At 71.7% G+C, this 22,935-nt stretch carries 19 protein-coding genes; 9 read left to right on the forward strand and 10 right to left on the reverse strand.

Annotation, left to right across the window (positions count from 1 at the left end; genetic code table 11):
- Positions 1–40 precede the first annotated feature (40 nt).
- Positions 41–433, reverse strand: a complete 393-nt coding sequence (locus ACFZCD_RS22135) for a RidA family protein (RefSeq protein ID WP_391833988.1) — start codon at positions 431–433, stop codon at positions 41–43.
- 140 nt (positions 434–573) lie between these two features.
- Positions 574–1,707 (reverse strand): acyl-CoA dehydrogenase family protein, encoded by a 1,134-nt coding sequence (locus ACFZCD_RS22140; RefSeq protein ID WP_391833394.1) that lies wholly within the window; start codon positions 1,705–1,707, stop codon positions 574–576.
- A 157-nt stretch (positions 1,708–1,864) separates the two neighbouring features.
- Here ACFZCD_RS22140 and ACFZCD_RS22145 point away from each other — a divergent pair, with 157 nt between their 5' ends.
- Together ACFZCD_RS22145 and ACFZCD_RS22150 are read left to right on the forward strand one after the other, a co-directional pair.
- Positions 1,865–3,595, forward strand: coding sequence for an AMP-binding protein (locus ACFZCD_RS22145; RefSeq protein WP_391833396.1), 1,731 nt, complete (start codon positions 1,865–1,867; stop codon positions 3,593–3,595).
- Positions 3,596–3,615: 20 nt separating this feature from the next.
- Positions 3,616–4,467: a PaaX family transcriptional regulator C-terminal domain-containing protein gene (locus tag ACFZCD_RS22150; RefSeq protein WP_391833398.1), complete on the forward strand. Its 852-nt coding sequence runs from the start codon at positions 3,616–3,618 to the stop codon at positions 4,465–4,467.
- 243 nt (positions 4,468–4,710) lie between these two features.
- Here the strand turns inward: ACFZCD_RS22150 and ACFZCD_RS22155 are convergent, their stop codons facing one another.
- From ACFZCD_RS22155 to ACFZCD_RS22180, 6 genes are all read right to left on the reverse strand, one after another.
- Positions 4,711–6,936, reverse strand: coding sequence for a bifunctional salicylyl-CoA 5-hydroxylase/oxidoreductase (locus tag ACFZCD_RS22155; protein WP_391833990.1), 2,226 nt, complete (start codon positions 6,934–6,936; stop codon positions 4,711–4,713).
- A gap of 136 nt (positions 6,937–7,072) precedes the next feature.
- Positions 7,073–7,900: an enoyl-CoA hydratase family protein gene (locus tag ACFZCD_RS22160; RefSeq protein ID WP_391833400.1), complete on the reverse strand. Its 828-nt coding sequence runs from the start codon at positions 7,898–7,900 to the stop codon at positions 7,073–7,075.
- 156 nt (positions 7,901–8,056) lie between these two features.
- Positions 8,057–9,058: an ornithine carbamoyltransferase gene (gene argF / locus ACFZCD_RS22165; protein ID WP_391833402.1), complete on the reverse strand. Its 1,002-nt coding sequence runs from the start codon at positions 9,056–9,058 to the stop codon at positions 8,057–8,059.
- 116 nt (positions 9,059–9,174) lie between these two features.
- The gene (locus ACFZCD_RS22170; RefSeq protein ID WP_391833404.1) at positions 9,175–10,407 is read right to left on the reverse strand and encodes an arginine deiminase; all 1,233 of its coding nucleotides are present in this window, start codon (positions 10,405–10,407) and stop codon (positions 9,175–9,177) included.
- Between the two features lie 135 nt (positions 10,408–10,542).
- Positions 10,543–10,956 (reverse strand): type II toxin-antitoxin system VapC family toxin, encoded by a 414-nt coding sequence (locus ACFZCD_RS22175; RefSeq protein ID WP_391833406.1) that lies wholly within the window; start codon positions 10,954–10,956, stop codon positions 10,543–10,545.
- The gene (locus ACFZCD_RS22180; protein WP_391833408.1) at positions 10,953–11,216 is read right to left on the reverse strand and encodes a CopG family transcriptional regulator; all 264 of its coding nucleotides are present in this window, start codon (positions 11,214–11,216) and stop codon (positions 10,953–10,955) included. The genes ACFZCD_RS22175 and ACFZCD_RS22180 overlap by 4 nt, the downstream gene beginning before the upstream one ends.
- 111 nt (positions 11,217–11,327) lie before the next feature.
- Between ACFZCD_RS22180 and ACFZCD_RS22185 the strand changes: the two genes are divergently transcribed.
- From ACFZCD_RS22185 to ACFZCD_RS22195, 3 genes are read left to right on the forward strand one after another with little or no spacing between them, the layout of a single operon-like run.
- Positions 11,328–12,734 (forward strand): UvrD-helicase domain-containing protein, encoded by a 1,407-nt coding sequence (locus ACFZCD_RS22185; protein ID WP_391833410.1) that lies wholly within the window; start codon positions 11,328–11,330, stop codon positions 12,732–12,734.
- Positions 12,731–13,429, forward strand: a complete 699-nt coding sequence (locus ACFZCD_RS22190) for a DarT ssDNA thymidine ADP-ribosyltransferase family protein (RefSeq protein WP_391833412.1) — start codon at positions 12,731–12,733, stop codon at positions 13,427–13,429. Before ACFZCD_RS22185 ends, ACFZCD_RS22190 begins: the two co-directional genes overlap by 4 nt.
- A 5-nt stretch (positions 13,430–13,434) precedes the next feature.
- A complete protein-coding gene (locus ACFZCD_RS22195; RefSeq protein WP_391833414.1) occupies positions 13,435–15,150 on the forward strand; it encodes an ADP-ribosylglycohydrolase family protein in 1,716 nt (571 codons plus the stop codon).
- Positions 15,151–15,209: 59 nt separating this feature from the next.
- Here the strand turns inward: ACFZCD_RS22195 and ACFZCD_RS22200 are convergent, their stop codons facing one another.
- On the reverse strand, positions 15,210–16,739 hold the full coding sequence (locus tag ACFZCD_RS22200; protein WP_391833416.1) for a helix-turn-helix domain-containing protein: 1,530 nt from the start codon (positions 16,737–16,739) through the stop codon (positions 15,210–15,212).
- A 92-nt stretch (positions 16,740–16,831) separates the two neighbouring features.
- On the opposite strand from ACFZCD_RS22200, the gene ACFZCD_RS22205 reads away from it, so the two are divergent.
- Together ACFZCD_RS22205 and ACFZCD_RS22210 are read left to right on the forward strand one after the other, a co-directional pair.
- Entirely contained in the window at positions 16,832–17,878 is a 1,047-nt protein-coding gene (locus tag ACFZCD_RS22205) for a hypothetical protein (protein WP_391833418.1), read from the forward strand.
- 1 nt (position 17,879) lies between these two features.
- Positions 17,880–18,242, forward strand: coding sequence for a GntR family transcriptional regulator (locus ACFZCD_RS22210; RefSeq protein ID WP_391833420.1), 363 nt, complete (start codon positions 17,880–17,882; stop codon positions 18,240–18,242).
- Here the strand turns inward: ACFZCD_RS22210 and ACFZCD_RS22215 are convergent.
- Positions 18,239–18,805: a Uma2 family endonuclease gene (locus tag ACFZCD_RS22215; protein ID WP_391833422.1), complete on the reverse strand. Its 567-nt coding sequence runs from the start codon at positions 18,803–18,805 to the stop codon at positions 18,239–18,241. The genes ACFZCD_RS22210 and ACFZCD_RS22215 overlap by 4 nt on opposite strands.
- A gap of 195 nt (positions 18,806–19,000) precedes the next feature.
- On the opposite strand from ACFZCD_RS22215, the gene ACFZCD_RS22220 reads away from it, so the two are divergent.
- Both ACFZCD_RS22220 and acnA read left to right on the forward strand, forming a co-directional pair.
- Positions 19,001–19,921 carry an alpha/beta fold hydrolase gene (locus tag ACFZCD_RS22220; protein ID WP_391833424.1) on the forward strand — a complete coding sequence of 307 codons (921 nt, stop codon included), beginning with the start codon at positions 19,001–19,003 and terminating at the stop codon, positions 19,919–19,921.
- Positions 19,922–20,139: 218 nt separating this feature from the next.
- Entirely contained in the window at positions 20,140–22,854 is a 2,715-nt protein-coding gene (gene acnA / locus ACFZCD_RS22225; RefSeq protein ID WP_391833426.1) for an aconitate hydratase AcnA, read from the forward strand.
- Positions 22,855–22,935 lie beyond the last annotated feature (81 nt).

A 22,935-nucleotide genomic window follows, 5' to 3' on the forward strand; every position in this document is an offset into this window, starting at 1 on the left:
TAGCCCCGTACCGCCACCCCGTGCCCGCCCCGGGCCGCCGTCACTGCACCACCGCGATGCCGTCCAGTTCCACCAGCGCCTCCTCGTCCCACAGCCGGACCACGCCGACGACCGCCATGGCCGGATAGTCCCGCCCGGCCAGCCGCCGCCAGACGGTGCCGAGTTCCCGCGCGTGGGCCCGGTAGGCGGCGACGTCGGTGGCGTAGACGGTGACGCGCGCGAGGTGCTGCGGGGCGCCGCCCGCGGCGGCGAGGGCGCCGAGCAGATTGCCCAGGGCCCGTTCGAACTGCTCCGGCAGGCCGCCCGGCACGATGCGGCCCGACGCGTCGAGCGCGGTCTGCCCGGCGAGGAAGACGAGGCGGCCGCCGGTGACGGTGACGGCGTGCGAGAAGCCGGCGGGCGGGGACAGCTCCGGGGGGTTGACCCTCCGCAGGCCGGACGACGAGCCGGGCGGCGATCCGGCCGTCGCGCCGGAGGACAGGCCTGAAGTCGCGCCGGCTGGTGCACCCGACGACAAGCCGGCCGCCCCGCCCGGCGACGGCACCCCGCCCCCCTCCGGCACCCCCGCCCCCCTCACCGGTACAGCTCCTTCGCGATGATCGTGCGCTGGACCTCGCTCGCGCCCTCGTAGATCCGGGGCGCGCGCACCTCCCGGTACAGGTGCTCCAGCAGGTGCCCCCGCCGCAGGGCGCGGGCGCCGTGGAGCTGGACGGCCGCGTCCACGACGTACTGCGCGGTCTCGGTGGCGAAGAGCTTGGCCATGGCCGAGCGGGCCGCGATGCCGGGCTCGCCCGCGTCGTAGGCCGCGGCCGCCGCGTACACGAGCAGTGCCGCCGCCTCCGTCCGGGTGGCCATCTCGGCGAGCTGGTGGGAGACGGCCTGCAGGTCCTTGAGGGGGCCGCCGAAGGCCTGCCGCTCCCCGCCGTGGGCGACGGCCGCGGCGAGGGCGGCCCGCGCCATGCCGACGGCGAACGCGCCCACGCTGGGCCGGAACAGGTCGAGCGTGCGCATGGCGACGCGGAAGCCGCCGCCCGGCACGCCGAGCACGTCCCCGGCACCGACCGGCACGCCGTCGAACGCCAGGGTGCCGATGGGGTGCGGGCTGAGCATGTCCAGGCGCCGGCCGGAGAGGCCCGCGCTGTCACCCGGGACGAGGAACGCGGTCACGCCCCGCGAGCCCGGCGCCTGCCCCGTACGGGCGAAGACGGTGTACACGTCGGCCTCGGGCGCGTTGGAGATCCACGTCTTCTCGCCCGTCAGGCGCCAGCCGTCCCCGCCCGACGGGTCCGGTTCGGCGCAGAGCTCCAGCGCCGCCGCGTCGGACCCGGCCGCCGGCTCGCTCAGCGCGAACGCGGCCACGGCCCGGCCCGCGACGACCTCCGGCATCCAGCGGGCGCGCTGCCGGGCGCTGCCCGACTGCACGACGGGGTACGCGCCGAGGCCCTGCAGGGCGAGCGCGGTCTCGGCCTCCGTGCACTCCCGGGCGAGGGACTCCCGCAGCAGGCACAGGTCCATGGCGCACACAGGGCCCTCGGCGGGGAACAGCCTGGCCAGCAGGCCGAGTTCGCCGAGGGCGGCGACGAGGGGCCGGTTGACGCGGCCCGGCTCTCCCGCGGCGGCGAGGGTGCGCAGGCGCTCCGCCGCGAGGGTGCGCAGGCCGTCGCACCAGGCGCGCTGTTGCGGGTCGAGGGCGAACGGGGTGACCATGGGCGGCCCCTTCGTGATCGCGTGGCGGCGCTTATCGCGCTCTGTTGACTGCCGTCACCAAGTCGCTACGCTGACAGCGGATCCGCACGGCTGGCAAGACCCCCGTTCACCCTGCTTCACCTCAGGTCAGTCACCGGCGCGAGGGGGCGCATCAGCGATGGCAGCGACGGATGCGACGGATACGGCGGGCGAGCCGGAGACGGCGGGCGAGACGGGTGCCGCGGGCACGGCGGGTACAGCGGGCGCGGCGGATGCGACGGGGCTTCAGCCGTCGGGCCACGCCGACACCTTCCCGCGCGACCACCTCCCGCCCGCCGCCCTCTGGCCCGACCTCCTCCTCGGCCCGCAGCACGGCGCCCTCCCGGCCTACCCGGCCCGGCTCAACTGCGGGGCCGAACTGCTCGACGCCACCATCGCCCGGCTGGGCCCCGACCGCCCCGCCGTGCACGACGGTCACGGCGGCCTCTGGACGTACGGCGAACTCGCCGCGCACGTCGACCGGATCGCCCGCACCCTCACCGACGACCTCGGCGTCGTACCCGGCAACCGCGTCCTGCTGCGCGGCCCCACCACCCCCTGGCTGGCGGCCTGCTGGCTCGCCGTGATGAAGGCCGGGGCCGTCGCCGTCACCGTCCTCGCCGCCCAGCGCCCGCACGAACTGGCCACGATCTGCGAACTCGCGCGCATACGGCACGCCTTGTGCGACGCCCGTTCCCTCGACGGCCTGGAGTCGCTCGCGACAGCCGTCCGAATAACCCCCTACGGCGGTGACACCCCCGGCGACCTGCTGCACCTGGCCGCGGACAAACCCCCATCGTATGCGGCCGCGCCCACCTCCGCGGACGACGTCGCCCTCATCGCCTTCACCTCCGGCACCACCGGCCGCCCCAAAGGCTGCATGCACTTCCACCGCGACGTGCTCGCCATCGCGGACACCTTCTCGGCCCACGTCCTGCGGCCCGGCCCCGACGACGTCTTCGCCGGCAGCCCGCCTCTGGGCTTCACCTTCGGCCTCGGCGGCCTCGTGATCTTCCCCCTCCGCGCCGGCGCCGCCACCCTCCTCACCGAGTGGCGCGGCCCCGGACAACTCCTCGACGACATCGGGCGCCACCGCGTCTCCGTCCTCTTCACCGCCCCCACGGCCTACCGCTCCATGCTGGAGCTGCTCGGCGAGCCGACCGGTGCGCACGACATCTCCTCCCTGCGCCGCTGCGTCTCCGCGGGCGAGCACCTGCCCGCGGCCCTCTGGCACGCCTGGCGCCGCGCCACCGGGCTCCGCGTCATCAACGGCATCGGCGCCACCGAGATGCTGCACATCTTCATCTCCGCCGCCGACGACGAGATCCGCCCCGGCACCACCGGCCTGCCCGTCCCCGGCTACGAGGCCCGCGTCCTGGGCCCCGGCGGCCGGCCGCTCCCCGACGGCGAACCCGGACTGCTCGCCGTGCGCGGCCCCACCGGCTGCCGCTACCTCGCCGACGAGCGCCAGCGCGACTACGTGCGCGACGGCTGGAACCTCACCGGCGACACGTACGTCCGCGAGACCACGGGCCACTTCCGCTACGTCGCCCGCGCCGACGACATGATCATCTCGGCCGGGTACAACATCGCCGGACCCGAGGTCGAGGAAGCGCTGCTGCGCCACCCGGACGTCCTGGAGGCGGCCGTCGTCGGGCGCCCCGACGAGCAGCGCGGCGAGATCGTCGTCGCCTACGTGGTGCTGCGGGAGGAGGTGCCGGGGACGGCGGAAACGGTCGCGGCGCTGCGGGAGTTCACCAAAAAGGAGATCGTTCCCTACAAGTGCCCTCGCGAGATCGAGTTCCTGGCCGCCCTTCCGCGGACGCCCACCGGCAAGCTGCAGCGATTCCGGCTGCGTACGGGCTCGTGACGGAGCTTTACAGTTTCCCCGTGACTGACCAGCAACCACTCCTTACTCTCCATACTCCCCGGTCCCTCATCGTCACGTTCTACGGCGCGTACGGCCGCGGGAGCGCCTGCCGCACGGGCGGCGGGCGGCCCGTGCCGATCGCGGCCCTGATCCGGTTGCTGGGTGCCGTGGGCGTGGACTCGCCCTCGGTGCGGTCGGCCGTCTCGCGCCTCAAACGGCGCGGGCTGCTCGTCGCGGGCCGTACGGACGGCGGGGCCGCGGGGTACGGGCTCTCGGACGCCGCCCGGCAGCTGCTCGACGACGGCGACCGGCGCATCTACGGCCGCGCCCCCGCGCGGGCGGCCGGCGGCTGGCTGCTGGCCGTCTTCTCGGTGCCCGAGGAGGAGCGCCACAAGCGGCACCTGCTGCGCTCGCGGCTCGCCCGGCTCGGCTTCGGCACGGCGGCGCCGGGGGTGTGGATCGCCCCGGCCCACGTGCACGAGGAGACGCGGCACACGCTGGAGCGGCTCGGCCTCGCCTCGTACGTCGACCTGTTCAAGGGCTCCCACCTCGGCTTCGAGCCGACGGCGGAGGCGGTGGCCCGGTGGTGGGACCTGGAGTCCCTGGCGGCGCAGCACCGGGCGTTCCTGGACGCGCACGAGCCGGTGCTGCGGCGGTGGGCGCGGCGGCGGGTGGTGCCGCCGCGGGAGGCCTACCGGGACTACCTCCTCGCCCTCGACTCCTGGCGCCACCTCCCCTACGCCGACCCGGGCCTCCCCGCGGCCCTCCTCCCGCCCGACTGGCCGGGAGCCCGCTCGTCCCGCGTCTTCACCGCCCTCCACGCCCGCCTGCGCGACGCGGGGGCCCGCTTCGTGGGCGCGGAACTGGCGTAGCGCGGACGGCTCCGCCGCGGTGGCGGGGCCTTTCCTACCGGGGCGCGGCCCCTTCGCCCCGCCGCCGGGGCGCGCAACCCTCCTCGGCGTGTCCGGCGGTGCCGAGCCCGCCCGGGCCGGTACGGCACCGCCGGGCAGGTCCGTCGTGGCCGGTCGCCGGTGCGGCGGGAGGGGGTGGCCCGCGTCGGTCCTCGGCTCCGCCGTCACGGCGGAAGGCCGTACCCCGCGCGCAACCACCCTCGTTCAGCCGCGCCCCGTAGGAGGCCGGCGGCTGCCCGCCCGGTACGGGAGGGGCCAGACCGCGCCCGGGCCCGTGTAGTCCTGTTCGGCCGCCGCGTGGAGGGTCCAGTGCGGGTCGTACAGGTGCGGGCGGCCGAGTGCGCAGAGGTCGGCGCGGCCGGCCAGGATCAGGGAGTTGACGTCGTCCCAGGACGAGATCGCGCCCACGGCGATCACCGGCACGCCCGCCTCGTGCCGGATGCGGTCCGCGAAGGGCACCTGGTACGAGCGGCCGAACGCGGGCCGTTCGCCGGCGACGACCTGGCCCGTCGAGACGTCGAGCGCGTCCGCCCCGTGGGCGGCGAAGGCGCGCGCGACGGCCACGGCGTCGTCGGCCGTCGTGCCGCCCTCGGCCCAGTCCGTGGCGGAGATCCGTACGGTCATGGGCCGGTCGGCGGGCCACACGGCCCGTACCGCGTCGAACACCTCCAGGGGGTAGCGCAGCCGGCCCTCCAGCCCGCCGCCCCCGTACGCGTCGTCGCGGTGGTTCGTGAGCGGGGAGAGGAAGCCGGACAGCAGATAGCCGTGCGCGCAGTGGAGTTCGAGGAGGTCGAAGCCGGCGCGTGCGGCCGCCTCGGCCGATCGCACGAACTGATTCCGTATCTCCGCGAGTTCGGCCATCGACAGCGCGTGTGGCGTCTGGTTGATCCCGGGCCGGTACGGGAGCGCCGAGGGGGCGACGACCGGCCAGTTCCCCGACGGGAGCGGCTGGTCGATGCCCTCCCACATCCGCCGCGTCGACCCCTTGCGGCCCGCGTGCCCCAGCTGGAGCCCGATCGCCGTGCCGGGCGCCTGCTCGTGCACGAAGCCGGTGATGCGGCTCCACTCCCGCTCGTGCTCGGGCGCGTACAGGCCCGAGCACCCGGGTGTGATCCGGCCCCGTTCGCTCACGCAGACCATCTCCGCCATCACGAGCCCCGCCCTGCCCAGGGCGCGCGCGCCCAGGTGGACGAGGTGGAAGTCGCCGGGGGTGCCGTCGACCGCGGAGTACATGTCCATGGGGGAGACCACGACGCGGTTGCGCAGGGTCAGGCCGCGCAGCCGGAAGGGCGTGAACATGGGCGGCGTGCCGGGCGGCACCCCGGCCTCGTCCTCGACGGCGGCGACGAAGCCCGGGTCGCGCAGCCGCAGGTTGCCGTGGGTGACGCGGCGGCTGCGGGTGAGGAGGTTGAAGGCGAACCGGCGCGGCGGCTGCCCCACGTGCACCGCGAGGTCCTCGAACCACTCCAGGCTCGCGCGGGCGGCCCGCTGCGTGGAGGCGACGGCCGGCCGCCGCTCCTCCTCGTACGCGGCGAGCGCCGCGGGGACGTCCGGGTGCCGCTCCAGGGCCCGCGCGAGCGCGAGCGCGTCCTCGACGGCGAGCTTGGTGCCGGAGCCGATGGAGAAGTGCGCGGTGTGGGCGGCGTCGCCGAGCAGGACCGTACGGCCGTGGTGCCACCGCTCGTTCACCACCGTCCGGAAGGCCGTCCACGCGGAGCGGTTGGAGCGCAGGGGGCGCCCGCCGAGGGCGTCGGCGAAGTACTTGCCGCAGGCCGCGAGCGTGCCGTCCTCGTCGCAGCGGTCCAGGCCCGCCCGCCGCCACACCTCCTCCCGCATCTCGACGATGACGGTGCTCGCGTCCTGCCGGTACGGGTAGCCGTGCAGCTGCATGATGCCGTGCTCGGTCTCGGCGATCTCGAAGCGGAACGCGTCGAACGCGAAGTCGGCGGAGAGCCATATGTAGCGGCAGCGGTGCGTGGTGACGGAGGGCCGGAAGTGGTCCGCGTGGGCGTCGCGGGTGCGGCTGTGGACGCCGTCGGCGGCGATGACGAGGTCGTGCGTACGGGCCAGCTCGGCGGCGGGCGGCGCCTCGGTGCGGAAGCGGAGCCGGACGCCGAGGGCGTGGCAGCGCTCGTGGAGGATGCCCAGGAGCCGGCGGCGGCCGAGGGCGGCGAAGCCGTGCCCGCCGGAGCGCAGGGAGGTGCCGCGGTGGACGACGTCGATGTCGTCCCAGCGGACGAACTCGCGGCGCACGGCGGCGTACACGTCCGGGTCGGCGCTCTCGATGCCGCCGAGGGTCTCGTCGGAGAGGACGACGCCGAAGCCGAAGGTGTCGTCGGGGGCGTTGCGCTCCCAGAGGGTGATCTCGCGCTCCGGGGCGAGACGTTTCAGCAGGGCGGCGGCGTAGAGGCCGCCGGGGCCGCCGCCGATGACGGCGACCCGGGCGGCCGGCGTGCGCGCGGGAGTTCCCGGCCCCGCGCTTCCGGCTGTGCTTCCCGCTGCACTTCCGGCCGTGCCTCCGGCCGCTCTCACCGTGCCTCCGGCCGTGCTCGCCGGCCCGGCCACGTCATCGCCCCCGCCACTTCGGCGGCCGCTTCTCGGTGAAGGCGGCGTGGAACTCGGCGTAGTCGGCGCTGTTCATGAGCAGCGCCTGGGTGGCGGCGTCGAGTTCGACGGCGGCGGCGAGCGGCATGTCGAGCTCGGCGGTGAGCAGGGCCTTGGTCTGGGCGTGGGCGAGGGCGGGCCCCTCGGCGAGGCGCCGGGCGAGGGCCTGCGCGGCGTTGCCCGCCTGCCCCTCCTCCGTCAACTGGCTGATGAGCCCGATGCGCTCGGCCTCGGCGGCGCGTACGGGCTCGCCGAGCATCAGCAGCCGCGTGGCGTGGCCGAGGCCGACGACGCGGGGGAGGAGGTAGGCGGCCCCCATGTCACCGCCGGACAGGCCGACCCGGGTGAAGAGGAACGCGAAGCGGGCCGTCGGGTCGGCGACCCGGAAGTCGGCGGCGAGCGCGAGGACGGCGCCGGCGCCCGCGGCGACCCCGTGGACGGCGGCGACCACGGGGAAGGGGCACTCGCGCAGCGCCCGTACGGTCTGGCCGGTCATCCGGTTGAAGTCGAGGAGCCGGCCGGTGTCCATGGTCAGCGTCGCGCCGATGATCTCGTCGACGTCGCCGCCGGAGCAGAAGCCGCGGCCCTCCCCGCCGAGCACGAGGGCGCGCACGGAGCCGTCGCGGGCCAGCTCGGGCAGGAGGTCACGCAGGTCGGCGTAGGCGCCGAAGGTGAGGGCGTTGAGCTTGTCGGGGCGGGAGAGGGTGACGGTCGCGACACCGGCGTCGAGGGTCAGGCGCAGGTGCCGCCACTCCTCGGTCCGGGACGCGGAGCCGGTGAACGGGCTCACGGGGCACGGCCTCCTTCAGCCTGGGGCTGGTGTCGCCTGCCTTGCGAAGCTATCACCGGATCGTGACTGTCGTCACGACTACGCGATAAGAAGAGAAGTGCCCGCGCACTCCGCCCGCCCTCTTCGGGGGCCGTTTCCGGCCGGCGGTCCCAGGGCCTAGCCGGCCAGCGTCGCGACCATCACCGCCTTGATGGTGTGCATCCGGTTCTCGGCCTGGTCGAAGACGACGGAGTGCGGCGACTCGAAGACCTCGTCGCTGACCTCCAGGGAAGTCAGCCCGTGCCGCGCGTGGATCTCGCGGGCGACCGTCGTCTCCAGGTCGTGGAAGGCCGGCAGGCAGTGCAGGAACTTCACCGCCGGGTTCCCGGTGGCGCGCAGCACGTCCATGGTCACCGCGTACGGGCGGAGCAGGGTGATCCGGGCGTCCCACACCTCCTTGGGCTCGCCCATCGACACCCACACGTCGGTGGCGACGAAGTCCGCGCCCTTCACGCCCTCGGCGACGTCGGCGGTGAGCTCGATCCGCGCCCCGCTCGTCTCGGCGAGCCGCTTGGCCTGCGCGACGACCTCGGGGGCGGGCCACAGCTCCTCCGGGGCCACGATGCGCACGTCCATGCCGAGGAGGGCGCCGGTGATGAGGTAGGAGTTGCCCATGTTGTAGCGGGCGTCGCCGAGGTAGGCGAGGGCGACGTGCTCCAGGGGCTTGGCGGTGTGCTCGGACATGGTGAGGACGTCGGCGAGCATCTGCGTGGGGTGCCATTCGTCCGACAGGCCGTTGTAGACGGGCACCCCCGCGTGCGCGGCCAGCTCCTCCACGATCTCCTGGCCGTGGCCCCGGTACTCGATCGCGTCGAACATCCGGCCGAGCACGCGGGCGGTGTCCTTGACCGACTCCTTGTGCCCGATCTGCGAGCTCGCGGGGTCGAGGAAGGTCGTACGGGCGCCCTGGTCGCCCGCCGCGACCTCGAAGGCGCAGCGGGTCCGGGTCGAGGTCTTCTCGAAGATCAGGGCGATGTGGCGGCCGGTGAGCCGCTGCGCCTCGGTGCCGGTCTCCCGGGCGGCCTTGAGCTCGGCGGCGAGCTCGACGAGGCTGTGGAACTCCTCGGCGGTGAAGTCCGTCTCCTTGAGGAAGTGACGGCCCTTGAGGTCTGTCGCCATGGGATGGACTCCTAGCTTGCTCACGTGCTCACGGCTGCGGAAAACCGTAATGCTATACGAATACCCGTATCATTATGCAATCAGGTGTGCGGATGAGGTCCGGGGCCGGGCCCCGCTCAGCCCCTCCCCACGGCGTCCCGCTCGATCGGGCAGCTCATGCAGCGCGGCCCGCCCCGGCCCCGCCCCAGCTCGCTGCCCGGGATGGTGATCACCTCGATGCCGTGCTTCCGCAGGTGCGTGTTGGTCGTCGCGTTCCGCTCGTAGGCGATCACCACGCCCGGCTCGATGGCCAGCACGTTGCAGCCGTCGTCCCACTGCTCCCGCTCCGCCGCGTGCACGTCCTGCGTCGCGGTGAGCACCCGCACCGAATCCAGGCCCAGGGCCGCCGCGATCGCCCGGTGCATGTGCTCCGGCGGATGGTCGGTGACCTTCAGCTCGCGCTCGCCCGCGCCCGGCTCGATCGTGTACGAGCGCAGCATCCCGAGCCCCGCGTACTGCGTGAAGGTGTCCCCGTCCACCATGGTCATCACCGTGTCCAGGTGCATGAACGCGCGCCGCTTGGGCATGTCCAGCGCCACGATCGTGCGGGCCGAGCCGGCGGCGAAGAGCCGGTGGGCGAGCATCTCCACGGCCTGCGGGGTGGTCCGCTCGCTCATGCCGATCAGCACGGCGCCCTCGCCGATGACGAGCACGTCACCGCCCTCGATCGTCGACGGATAGGCCGCCTGCCCCTCCGACCAGACGTGGAAGCGGCCGTCCGAGAACAGCGGGTGGTAGCGGTACAGGGCCTCGTAGTGCACCGTCTCGTGCCAACGCGCGGGCCAGCGCATCGCGTTGACGCACACCCCGTCGTAGATCCAGGCGGAGGTGTCCCGGGTGAACAGGTGGTTGGGCAGCGGGTTGATCAGGAAGTCGTCCAGCTCCATGGCGTGGAAGCGCACCGAGACCGGCTCGCTGTGCCGCTCCAGGAACTCCCGCTTGGTCATCCCCCCGACCAGCCACTCGCCCAGCTCCGCCGCCGGCAGCCGCTCGAACGCGGCCCGCAGGTGGCCGGTGGCCAGCGGGCCGTACTCCTTCTCGTCGAAGACCCGGTCCAGCACGAGCTCCCGCGCCTCCGGCACCGTCAGGCTCTCCTCCAGCAGGTCCTGGAAGAAGTGCACCTCGACCCCGCGCTCGCGCAGCACGTCCGCGAACCCGTCGTGCTCGGCGCGGGCCCGCCGCACCCACAGCACGTCGTCGAAGAGCAGAGCGTCCTTGTTGGAGGGCGTGAGCCGCTTCAGCTCCAGACCGGGGCGGTGCAGTATGACGCGGCGCAGCCGCCCGGCCTCGGAATCGACATGGAATCCCATGCCACCATCCTGGCCCCGATCACGCGCGATAGACCGGTTCACCGAGCTGATTCCGCTGGTGTCCCGGCGTATCCACCGGAAGGCCTCACCCACCGTCGGCGCTCGCTCTCCGCCTCGCTCCCAGTGTGGCTCCGGTCAGATCTTGATGACGCTGACGCGCCGGCCGCACAGGGCGGTCAGATCCTCCGGGTCGGAGGTGAGGATCGTGACCGGTCCGGGGGCGGCGAGGGCGGTGGCGCCCAGCATGGCGTCGATCGCGTACTTGTGACCGTGCAGGCCCCCGTCGGCGAGGAGGGCGGCGGCATGGCGGGCGATGGGCTCGGTGACCGGTTCGACGGTGATGCGGGAGAGGAGCCACTCCAGGGCCGGGCGGTTGATGCGGGGGTGGATCACCTCCACCAGGGTCGCCGCGGAGGTGAGCACGCGAAGGTCGTCGGCGCGGGCCAGCGCGAGCCAAGTGGTGATTGTGCGGTCTCGCAGAACGGCTTTGGCCAGCCCTTCGCTGTCGAGGACCAGGGTGCCGCCGGGGGCGGCGGAGGGCCGGATCACGCGGCGTCAGCCCTGCCCCGCGTCTGCTCGTGCCGGGCTTGGCTCAACTGATCGCGCAAGCTCTGGATCTCTTCGTCGGTGACGGGCCCGTGCTCGGCCTCGGCGACCTGGATGATCTCGTTGAGGTTGTCGCGCTCGATCTGGCGAGCCACGGCGGCGGCGACGTAAGCGGACAGTCCGGAAGGGCCGCTGCGGGCCTTTGCTGCCTCGGCGATGTCGCGGGGCATGGTGATCGAGTACTTGCCGGTAGGCTCACTCATACTCCCTATCCTACCGCTGGTCTTCCTCCGAGGAACGTGCAGGCTCTCCTGGTCCGGAAGCTCCCGGCATGACCATGTACGAGTTGACCATGGGCACGTCATACTGACGCGATGGGGCTTTCGTTACCTGACCCGAAGGGTCATCAGCGAGACGTCGTCTTCCTGAACGGCAGCGGACACTGCGTTGTTCTCGGCACGGCAGGCAGCGGAAAAACGACCATGGCGGTGCACCGGGCCCACTACCTGGCCACGGCCCCGGGCATCGGGGGCCGGACGCTGCTGGTCACGTTCAACAAGGCGCTTGTGACCTATCTCAAGGGCATGGGGGACACCCCCGCCAACCTGCAGATCGAGAACTACCACCGATTCGCTCTCGGCTACATCGCACATCGCACCAAATCCCCTGTACAGATCTGCAAGTACAAGAGCAGCCTCGTCGAACGGGCCCTTGAGGAGGCGCGGGCGCGCCATCCTTCCCGGGCGGTGGTTCAGCGCCCGCTGGGATTCTTCCTCGATGAACTTCACTGGATGGTCGGGCACGGCGTGACCGACCAGGAGGCGTACGTGGAGAACCGCACGCCCCGGGTCGGCCGGGGAACGCCGCTCCAGGGCGCCGACCGAGAAGTCGTCTTCCACGTCTATCAGCGGTACGTGCAGCTGCGGGCCGGGGAGGGATTCGCGCACGATTGGGACGACGTGGCGTCCACCGCACTGGCCGCGCTGCGGGAGGACCCCACCGAACGCCACTACCGTCACGTGGTCGTGGACGAAGGACAGGACTTCACGCCCCAGATGATCCGAAGCCTCGCGGCCGCCATTCCCGAGGACGGGTCGCTCACCTTCTTCGGGGATTACGCACAGCAGATCTACGGCAGCCGGATGTCGTGGCGTTCCCTCGGCCTGCGGGTCCCTGGGGTCGTGGAGTTCACCCACAACTACCGCAACAGCCGGCAGATCGCCCGGCTTGCCCAAGCCATCTCCAACATGCCGCACTTCCGGGACGACGTCGATCTGGTCCAGCCGGCTGGCCCGGCGGCGGACGGGCCCAAGCCCACCATCCTGGAGGCCGCGAGCAAGGAACAGCAGCTGGTCGCCGCTGCACGCACAGCCCTGGCGTTGGGAGCCGACCGCCAGGTCGCCATACTGATGCGGACACGCGAACACGAGAAGGAACTCAGAGCTCTCCTGGGCGGGGGCCGTACCACCCCGGTTCACCGCCTGCACCGTGATCTTCTGCGCTGGACGCACGAGCCGGGCGTCTTCTACGGAACGTATTCCGCGGCGAAGGGACTCGAGTTCGACTCGGTGATCCTCCCGTACTGCGACGTGGACGAGCTGCCGAGACCCGGTGAGGTCGAAGCGCACGGCATCGACGAGGCCCGGGCCCGCGAGGCGCGTCAGTTGTACGTGGCCATCACACGCGCGCGGCAGGACCTCGTCCTGATGCACTCCAGTAAACTCACCGGCCTTCTCCCCGGTGAGATGTCGGACCTGTACGTGCGGCGGGTGACTGCATGAGGGACGTAGCCGACCTGGCCCGAGAACTCGGCATCACGCGCCTGTGTCATGTCACCAAGTCCGCCAACCTGGCCCACATCCTCGCCAGCGGCGAGATACGCCCGGTGACAACCTTGCAGGAGCAATCCGATGCCTTCCGTCCCGCCGACACCCGTCGCATGGACGGCGCACTGGCCTACACGTTCCTGAGCGTCGAGTATCCGAACACCTGGTATTTGTCCCAGGCAGCGAGCCGTGACCCTCACTTCCGGGACTGGGTCGTCCTCACCCTCGACCCCGGAATTCTCGCCCGTCCCGGCGTGCGGTTCTCCCCCTACAACTCGGCCAGGGATATGAGTGCGGGCGCGCATGCGGGCGTCGAGGCCTTCCGCGCCATGTTCGCAGCCATGGTGACGGGGAACGCGACACGACGGCGGGAGCGTAACCACCCGGCCTGGTGGCCGACGGACGACCAGGCGGAAGTGCAGACACCTCATGCCATACCGCTGTCGGACGTGAGGACGGTCATCGTCCGTGACGAAGAACAAGCGCAGCTGGAGTACCACCGGCACGTGGCCCTCGGTACGGCTGCCCTTCTGCCGCCGTTGTCCGTCGCCCCTGTCATCTTCGACAAGTACGGTTTGAGCAGATCAGTGCGCACCGGCAAGCGCCCACTGGAGACCCCGTACACCCCTCCTCCGACTCTGGCAGAGTGAAGCACGTGAACGCCGAGCTGCACCCCTGGTCCGACCGGGCCCGCGGAATGCTCGTGGGCGCCGCCGTCGGCGACGCCATGGGCTGGCCCTACGAACGGCGTGACCGTACCCGGTCGCTGCCGCCGCTCAGTCAGGTCGCGGGGCGGTTCTTCCCCTGGCAGCGGCTGGCCGGCAGCCGCTTCCGCCCTCTCCCCGAGGACGTCGGTGCGGGCGAGTACAGCGACGACACCCAACTGCTGATCGCAGTGGCCAGAGCGCGCCTTACCGGAGGTGACGCCTGGCTGCCCTGGCTGCAGCATGTCGAGTTGCCTTTCCTGCTCGACTACGAACGGGGGGCCGGGGCCAGCATCAAACGAGCCTGCCGTGCCTGGAGCAAACAGGGCGCGGCCTGGGGCAAGAGGGCCGACGACCAGGAGAGGTACTTCAATACGGGTGCCAATGGCGCGGCGATGCGGATCGCCCCCCACGTCATTGCTCATCACCGGGGCTGCTTTGATGCCCTGGCCGCCGATGTGATTCGCGACGCTGTGACTACGCACGGCCACCCCCGCGCTCTCTTGGGCGCCTTGGTGCACGCCTACGCGCTGTGGATCAGCCTGCGCCAGCCCGCGCCACTCGCTTACGGATGGCTGATCGAAGCCACGCTGGACGGTTCGGGGAACTGGCGGGAGCCTGTATGGCGGATCCTGGACCAGCCTTGGCTGGACGCCGCTGCCCGTGCGTTCCCGGAAGGCTACGACCGCGTCTGGGAGGAGACGGCGCGGGAGATGGAAGACCTGCTCAACAGCGCACACGACACCCTCGGCGACGGCGCGCTGAGCGCTCCCTCCGTCTTCCTCGATTCCCACGGGCTGACCCGGACGAAGACACGCGGCTCCGGCACTTTGTGTGCCGCTGCTGCCATTTACCTGGCTGCTCGTTCGGCGGCTGCGCCCGAAAGGGGAATCACCATTCCCGCCCGCCAGGAGGGTGCGGACACCGACACCCTTGCGTCCATGACGGGCAGCCTGCTGGGCGCCGGACTGGGACATGACTGGCTCGGCTTCTACGGCCGCACGGTGCAGGACCGGCACTTGCTGGTCGCCCTCGCCGATGACCTGCTGTTCTCCGTCACCCAACGTGAGCCGCTTCCCTCGCGGGATGAAGCCGAACGAGCCAGGAGAGACTTCCGCGAGGCGCTCGATGTGGCCGGGAAGGGCGACAGCGTTCTGCTCCCGGACCGCCGCCGGAGCCGTATCGTCGCCCGGAGCACGATCACCTCCGGCGCGTGGAGCGCAGAGCGTTCGCAACTGCTCACCGAAGACGGACAGAACATCTTCATCGTCCGCGGCACCCGCCGTGCGGGGCCGGAGCCCGTCACCGGTGGCCGGCCCGCTTCCCCTGAAGCGCAGGCCCGGCTCCAGGGGGCGTACGTGCCTGTCGCCGATGTGGGCCGTGTGAAGGAAGCCCTGACCATGATGGGCCTGAGCGCGACTCAGCACGGGGATGACTGGGTCTCTTACGACAACCTCGTCATCAGGCAACGGCGGATCCGTGACGGTGTCCCAATTCTTCCTGAGGCACAACTCCGATTGGCCATCGACGACACGGCAACGGCTTGGGAGCGCGTCCGTGGCCTGGGGCTGGACGGCGACCTCCAGCGGGACGGGAAGGCTTTCTGGGTTCGGATCGACCCTTACCTGATCGTCGCGGTCAACAACGCCGCTCTCCCTGCTCAGTGAAGCTCGGCCGCCGGGGCGGAACGAGGCCGTCCCGGCGGCCGAGCTGACCTGCAGCGACGTTAAATGTCCCGGAAGATCTCGATCTGGGCCCCGATCGAGTTGAGGCGTTCGGCCAGGTCCTCGTAACCGCGGTTGATGACGTAGACGTTGCGGAGCACGGACGTGCCCTCCGCCGCCATCATCGCCAGCAGCACGACCACGGCGGGGCGCAGGGCCGGCGGGCACATCATCTCCGCCGAGCGCCAGCGCGTCGGGCCCTCGACGAGGACGCGGTGCGGGTCGAGCAGCTTGACGTCGGCGCCGAGACGGTTGAGGTCGGTGAGGTAGATGGCGCGGTTGTCGTAGACCCAGTCGTGGATGAGGGTCTGGCCCTGGGCGGCCGCGGCGATGGCCGCGAAGAAGGGCACGTTGTCGATGTTGAGGCCGGGGAACGGCATGGGGTGGATCTTGTCGATCGGCGCCCGCAGCTTCGAGGGGCGCACGGTCAGGTCGAGCAGGCGCGTGCGGCCGTTGTTCGCCGGGTACTCGGGGCTGCGCTCGTGGTCGAGGCCCATCTCCTCCAGGACGGCGAGCTCGATCTCCAGGAACTCCACCGGCACGCGCCGGATGGTCAGTTCGGACTCCGTGACGACGGCGGCGGCCAGCAGGCTCATCGCCTCGACCGGGTCCTCGGAGGGCGCGTAGTCCACGTCGCGGTCGATGGTGGCGACGCCGTGCACGGTGAGCGTGGTCGTGCCGATGCCCTCGACCCGTACGCCGAGCTCCTCCAGGAAGAAGCAGAGGTCCTGGACCATGTAGTTCGAACTGGCGTTCCGGATGACGGTGACGCCGTCGTGCCGGGCGGCCGCGAGGAGGGCGTTCTCGGTCACGGTGTCGCCGCGCTCGGTCAGCACAATCGCCCGGGTGGGTGCGACCGAACGGTCGACACGGGCGTGGTACGTGCCGTCGGTGGCCGTGACCTCCAGGCCGAAGTGGCGCAGGGCGGTCATGTGCGGCTGGACGGTGCGCGTGCCGAGGTCGCAGCCGCCCGCGTACGGAATCTTGAAGTGGTCCATGCGGTGCAGGAGCGGGCCGAGGAACATGATGACGCTGCGCGTGCGGCGAGCGGCCTCGGTGTCCATCGCGGCCAGGTCCAGCTCCGCCGGCGGCACGATCTCCAGGTCGTTGCCGTCGTTGATCCAGCGGGTGCGGACGCCGATGCTGCCCAGCACCTCCAGGATCCGGTAGACCTCCTCGATCCGGGCGACCCGGCGCAGGGTCGTGCGGCCGGCGTTGAGGAGCGTTGCGCACAGCAGGGCGACGCACGCGTTCTTGCTGGTCTTGACGTCGATGGAGCCGGAGAGGCGGCGGCCGCCGACCACCCTGAGATGCATGGGCCCGGCGTAACCGAGGGAGACGATTTCGCTGTCCAGCGCCTCACCGATACGGGCGATCATATCAAGGCTGATGTTCTGATTTCCTCGCTCAATGCGGTTCACGGCGCTCTGGCTGGTGCCGAGGGCCTCCGCGAGCTGCGACTGGGTCCAGCCTCGGTGCTGCCGGGCGTCACGGATCAGCTTGCCGATACGGGCGAGGTATGCGTCTGTCATGCCGTAGACGTTATCTCACATATGAGATTTCATCCGCATGGCGGTTCTGGCCATTGGTTGTTCTATTACAATGCGTACAACTCGGAGGTGTCATGAATGTGTCCCCGCGCCCGGCGAGCGGCCTCCGTGCGCCTCTCGTCGTGGCGGCCGCCCATCTGCTGGCCTGCGCCGCCTTCCTGACGGCCTTTCTGCTTCGCCGCGACGGCCTGCCCGACCCCCTGGCCACGCACTTCACCGGCTCCGGCGGGGCCGACGGCTTCACGACGCTCGGCTCCTTCCCGTACGAGTGCCTCGGTCTCCTGCTCGTCCCCGCGCTGCTCCTTACGGGGCTGGTGTACGCGACGCGCGGCGCTCGGGTGCTCGTCGGCCTCGGCTGCGGCGTGGCGGGGCTCCTGGGCGCCCTGGCCGTCGCCGTCGTCCTCGCCAACGCCGGAGCGGAGACGGCCGACGGGGCGGAGCTCGGCCCCGGGGCGCTGGGCGCGGCCGTGGCGGCCGCCTCCGTGGCCGCGGCCCTCGGCGTGCCGGCCGGGGGACGACGCCCCGCGGATGCCCTCGCGAAGGAGGCCGCCTCCGCCCCGCTGCCCCGCCTCGCGCTGCGCGAGGGCGAGAGCGTCACCTGGACCCGTACGGCGGGCTCGCGCCCCGTGCTCGCCGGCGGCGGCTCCCTCCTGGCGGCCGGCGCCGCACTGGTCCCGCTCGCCGGCTGGGCCGCGGGCGCGGGCCTGATGGCCGGCGGAGTGGCGCTGTGCGCCTGCTTCGCCGTCCGCGTCACCGTCGACCGGCACGGCCTCACCGTGAACGTGCTCGGCCTGCCCCGCCCCCGCGTGCGCATCCCCCTCGACCGCATCGAGGACGTCACCTGCCGCACCGTCGACCCGCTGCGCGACCTCGGCGGCTGGGGCTACCGCGCCGTCCCGGGCCGCAGCGGCTTCGCCCTGCGCCCCGGAGACGCGGTGGTGGCCCGCCTGACGACCGGCAGCGAGTTCCTCGTCACGGTCGACGACGCCGCCACGGCCGCCGCGCTCCTCAACGCCCTGGCCGAGCGGGAGCGCACGACGAACGACCCCACGACGCGGCGCGAGCGCGCGGCGAACGACCCCACGACGCAGCGCGAGCGCGCGGCGAACGGAAGGGACTGAGATGCTCGTCCGCCTCGACCACGGATCCCCGGTCCCCCTCGGCGACCAGATCGCCGCCTCCGTGCGCGGCGCCATAGCCGACGCCACCGTCCGCCCCGGCGAACGCCTCCCCGCCGCCCGCGCCCTCGCCGACTCCCTCGGCGTCAACGTCCACACCGTCCTCCGCGGCTACCAGCAGCTCCGCGAGGAGGGCCTCATCGAGCTGCGCCGCGGCCGCGGCGCGGTCGTCACGGCCGACCCCGCCGCCCCCGGCCGGGCCCGCCTGACGGACGGCGTCCGTGCCCTGGTCGCGGACGCGCGGGCGCTGGGCGTGTCCGACGAGGAACTCGTCGCCTTGGTGCGGGGCGGCCTGACCGGCCGCTAACGCTCCCTGGGCGAGAACCCGGAAGTCTCGATGTCGAGGCCGAAAGGGGCGGGAAGGTGCACCGGGACGCCGAACGGGAGCGGGCCGTCGGTGTGCGTGTAGCCGAGCTGCCCCGGCTCGCTGAAGAGCGTGCAGGAACGCTCTTGGCGGTCTACGAGGAGGTAGAGCGGGGCGCCGTACTCGGCGTAGCGGCGGCGTTTGGTGATGCGGTCGGTGTCGCCGTTCGAGTCGGAGGTGACTTCGACGATGAGGAGGGTCTGGTCGGGGAGAACGTAATCGGCATCCTCGAGGTGCTCAGGCACGACAGCCATGTCGGGGACGTACCAATTGGCTGTGCCCGGCAGGTCGACATTGCCTGCACCGATCACGCAGCCGAGCTTGTCCGTCGTCGGCTCGATCTGCTTGCGGATCCTGGTGATGGCCTTTTCGTGGCCCCACGTGGGCGACACTGGCTCGATGACCCCCTCCACGATCTGCGCCCGGTGTCCCCGGATGTGCTGGATCGCGTACTTCAGCGCGGTTTCGGGGTCGTCGGCTGCGTAAGAGTGAGGTTGTGCGCTCATCGGTCCTCCCGCGGACATCGTGGCTGCAGCATGACGACTCTCCGAGGTCTACGGCAATCAGCGCCACCGCCCCGCCCGTTCGGCCCATCGCTCACTCGTACTGGTGAACTAGGCCCGACCGTGTCCCGGAATCCACCCCCTGCCATGATCAATTGCGTGGCGGCCGAGGGTGCCGCCGCAGGGGGAGGCATGGTCATGGCAGACGTGACTGCTCGGCTCGGTTCGTTCGCCGACGAGGCGGCCCGGGCGCGCATACTCGCCGCCTACGACAAGGCGATGGCCTTCTGGCCGGAGCCGCGGGGGCAGCAGGACGTCACGACGTCCTTCGGGACCACCCGCGTGCACACCTACGGCACGGACCCCGGCACGGCCGCCGGCGCCGGCACCCGCACCCCGGTCGTCCTGCTGCACGGCCAGAGCGCCACCCCCGCCGAGTGGGCGCCGCACGTCGCCGCCCTCGGCGCAGACCGTCCCGTGCTGGCCGTCGACCGGGTGGGGGAGCCGGGGTACAGCACGCAGACCGCGCCCGTCCGGACCCCGGAGGACACCGCGAACTGGCTGGAAGAGGTCCTCGCGGGCCTCGGCCTGGAGCGGGTCCACCTCGCCGGCCACTCGTACGGCGGCGGCGTCGCCCTCCAGCACGCCGCCCACCGGCCCGGCCGGGTCGCCTCCGTCACCGCCTACGAGCCGCCCCGCGCCCTCGCCCCGCTGAAGGCGGGCTTCGTCCTCGGCGCCGCCGTCTCCCTCCTCAGCGGATCCGACAAGTTCCAGCGCCGCTGGTTCGCCGGCCTCATCGGTGACACGGGCCTCGATCCCGAGGAGGCCGAGGCGCAGGCCCGGCTCTCCCTGGAGGCGATACGCGGCTACCGGATCCGCCTGTCCCCGCCGCACCCCATGTCCGACGACGAACTGCGCTCCGTGACCGCGCCCGCCCTGATCCTGCTCGGCGGGGCCGACCGGATCATGGACGCGCGGCGCGCCGAGGAGCGGGCCCGGCGGCTGATCCCGGGCGTGCGGACGGAGATCGTGCCCGGCGCCGGGCACGGCATGCCCGTGAAGGTGCTGAACGACCGCCTTCCGGCCTTCCTGCGTGAGGTGGACGAGAAGGGGGACTAGGAGGCGGGCGAGGGGCGGGCACCCGGTCGGCCCCGTCAGGACATGACCGTGCCTCAGCGATGTACTAGAGTTATCTCGACATCGAGATATCTACCGAGAGGCGTACCGCGGTCGCGCCAGTAAGGCATGCCTAACTAAGGCGTACCTTATCGGATCGGCGGGACCGTCGGGCGGCAGGATGGCCGCAGTACGCGAATTCATGCATGAAGGAGACTGTCGTGTCGGCGAACAGCTTCGACGCCCGCAGCACGCTGCAGGTGGGCGACGAGTCGTACGAAATCTTCCGGCTGGACAAGGTCGAGGGCTCGGCACGCCTGCCCTACAGCCTGAAGGTGCTGCTGGAGAACCTGCTCCGCACGGAGGACGGCGCGAACATCACCGCCGACCACATCCGTGCGCTGGGCAGCTGGGACTCCCAGGCCCAGCCCAGCCAGGAGATCCAGTTCACGCCGGCCCGCGTGATCATGCAGGACTTCACCGGCGTCCCCTGCGTCGTCGACCTCGCCACCATGCGTGAGGCCGTCAAGGAGCTCGGCGGCGACCCGGCGAAGGTCAACCCGCTCTCCCCGGCCGAGCTGGTCATCGACCACTCCGTCATCGCGGACAAGTTCGGCACGAAGGACGCCTTCGGCCAGAACGTCGAGCTGGAGTACGGCCGCAACAAGGAGCGCTACCAGTTCCTGCGCTGGGGCCAGACCGCCTTCGACGACTTCAAGGTCGTCCCCCCGGGCACCGGCATCGTCCACCAGGTGAACATCGAGCACCTGGCCCGTACGGTCATGGTCCGCAACGGCCAGGCCTACCCCGACACCCTCGTCGGCACCGACTCGCACACCACGATGGTCAACGGCCTCGGCGTGCTGGGCTGGGGCGTCGGCGGCATCGAGGCCGAGGCCGCGATGCTTGGCCAGCCGGTCTCCATGCTCATCCCGCGCGTCGTCGGCTTCAAGCTCACCGGTGAGCTCCCGGCCGGCACCACCGCCACCGACCTCGTCCTCACGATCACCGAGATGCTGCGCAAGCACGGCGTCGTCGGCAAGTTCGTCGAGTTCTACGGCGAGGGCGTCGCCGCCACCTCGCTGGCCAACCGCGCCACCATCGGCAACATGTCGCCGGAGTTCGGCTCCACCGCCGCGATCTTCCCGATCGACGGCGAGACCCTGAACTACCTCAAGCTCACCGGCCGCTCCGAGCAGCAGGTCGCGCTCGTCGAGGCCTACGCCAAGGAGCAGGGCCTCTGGCTCGACCCGGCCGCCGAGCCCGACTTCTCCGAGAAGCTCGAGCTGGACCTGTCGACGGTCGTCCCCTCGATCGCCGGCCCGAAGCGCCCGCAGGACCGCATCGTCCTCGCGAACGCCGCCGCGCAGTTCGCCCAGGACGTCCGCAACTACGTCGACGAGGTCGACGAGGCGGGCAAGGAGTCCTTCCCGGCCTCCGACGCCCCGGCCATCTCCACCGGCGCCCCGTCCAAGCCGGTCACCGTGACCGCCCCCGACGGCTCGACCTACGAGATCGACCACGGCGCCGTCACCGTCGCCGCGATCACCTCCTGCACCAACACCTCGAACCCGTACGTGATGGTGGCCGCTGCCCTCGTCGCGAAGAAGGCGGTCGAGAAGGGCCTGACCCGCAAGCCGTGGGTCAAGACCACCCTCGCCCCGGGCTCGAAGGTCGTCACCGACTACTTCGACAAGGCGGGCCTGACCCCCTACCTCGACAAGGTCGGCTTCAACCTCGTCGGTTACGGCTGCACCACCTGCATCGGCAACTCCGGCCCGCTGCCGGAGGAGGTCTCCAAGGCCGTCAACGACCACGACCTGGCCGTCACCTCGGTGCTCTCCGGCAACCGCAACTTCGAGGGCCGGATCAACCCCGACGTCAAGATGAACTACCTGGCCTCCCCGCCGCTGGTCGTCGCGTACGCCCTCGCGGGTTCCATGAAGGTGGACATCACCAAGGACGCCCTGGGCACGGACACCGAGGGCAACCCGGTCTACCTCAAGGACATCTGGCCGACCGAGGCCGAGGTCAACGACGTCGTCGCCAACGCCATCGGCGAGGACATGTTCAACAAGTCCTACAGCGACGTCTTCGCGGGCGACGCCCAGTGGCAGGCCCTGCCGATCCCGACCGGCAACACCTTCGAGTGGGACGCCGAGTCCACCTACGTCCGCAAGCCCCCGTACTTCGAGGGCATGACGATGGAGACCACCCCCGTCACGGACATCGAGGGCGCCCGCGTCCTCGCCAAGCTGGGCGACTCGGTCACCACCGACCACATCTCCCCGGCCGGTGCCATCAAGGCCGACACCCCGGCCGGCAAGTACCTCACCGAGCACGGTGTCGAGCGTCGTGACTTCAACAGCTACGGCTCCCGCCGCGGCAACCACGAGGTCATGATCCGCGGTACGTTCGCCAACATCCGCCTGCGCAACCAGATCGCGCCGGGCACCGAGGGCGGCTTCACCCGCGACTTCACGAAGGAAGACGCCCCCGTCTCCTTCATCTACGACGCCTCGCGCAACTACATCGAGCAGGGCATCCCGCTGGTCGTCCTGGCCGGCAAGGAGTACGGCTCCGGCTCGTCCCGCGACTGGGCCGCCAAGGGCACCGCGCTCCTCGGCGTCAAGGCCGTCATCGCCGAGTCCTACGAGCGCATCCACCGCTCGAACCTCATCGGCATGGGCGTCCTGCCGCTCCAGTTCCCCGAGGGCGCCTCGGCGGAGTCCCTGGGCCTGACCGGCGAGGAGACCTTCACCTTCACCGGTGTGACCGAGCTCAACGAGGGCCGCACGCCCCGCACGGTCAAGGTCACCACCGACACGGGCGTGGAGTTCGACGCGGTCGTCCGCATCGACACCCCCGGCGAGGCGGACTACTACCGCAACGGCGGCATCATGCAGTACGTGCTGCGCTCGCTGATCCGCAAGTAAGCGGTTCCGGCGCGGAGTTGTGAGGGCCGCACCCCGTTCACGGGGTGCGGCCCTTCCGCGTTCATGCATGCTTTTCGGGTT

The organism is Streptomyces sp. NPDC008001 (assembly GCF_042958085.1).
In the GTDB taxonomy this organism is placed as follows: domain Bacteria; phylum Actinomycetota; class Actinomycetes; order Streptomycetales; family Streptomycetaceae; genus Streptomyces.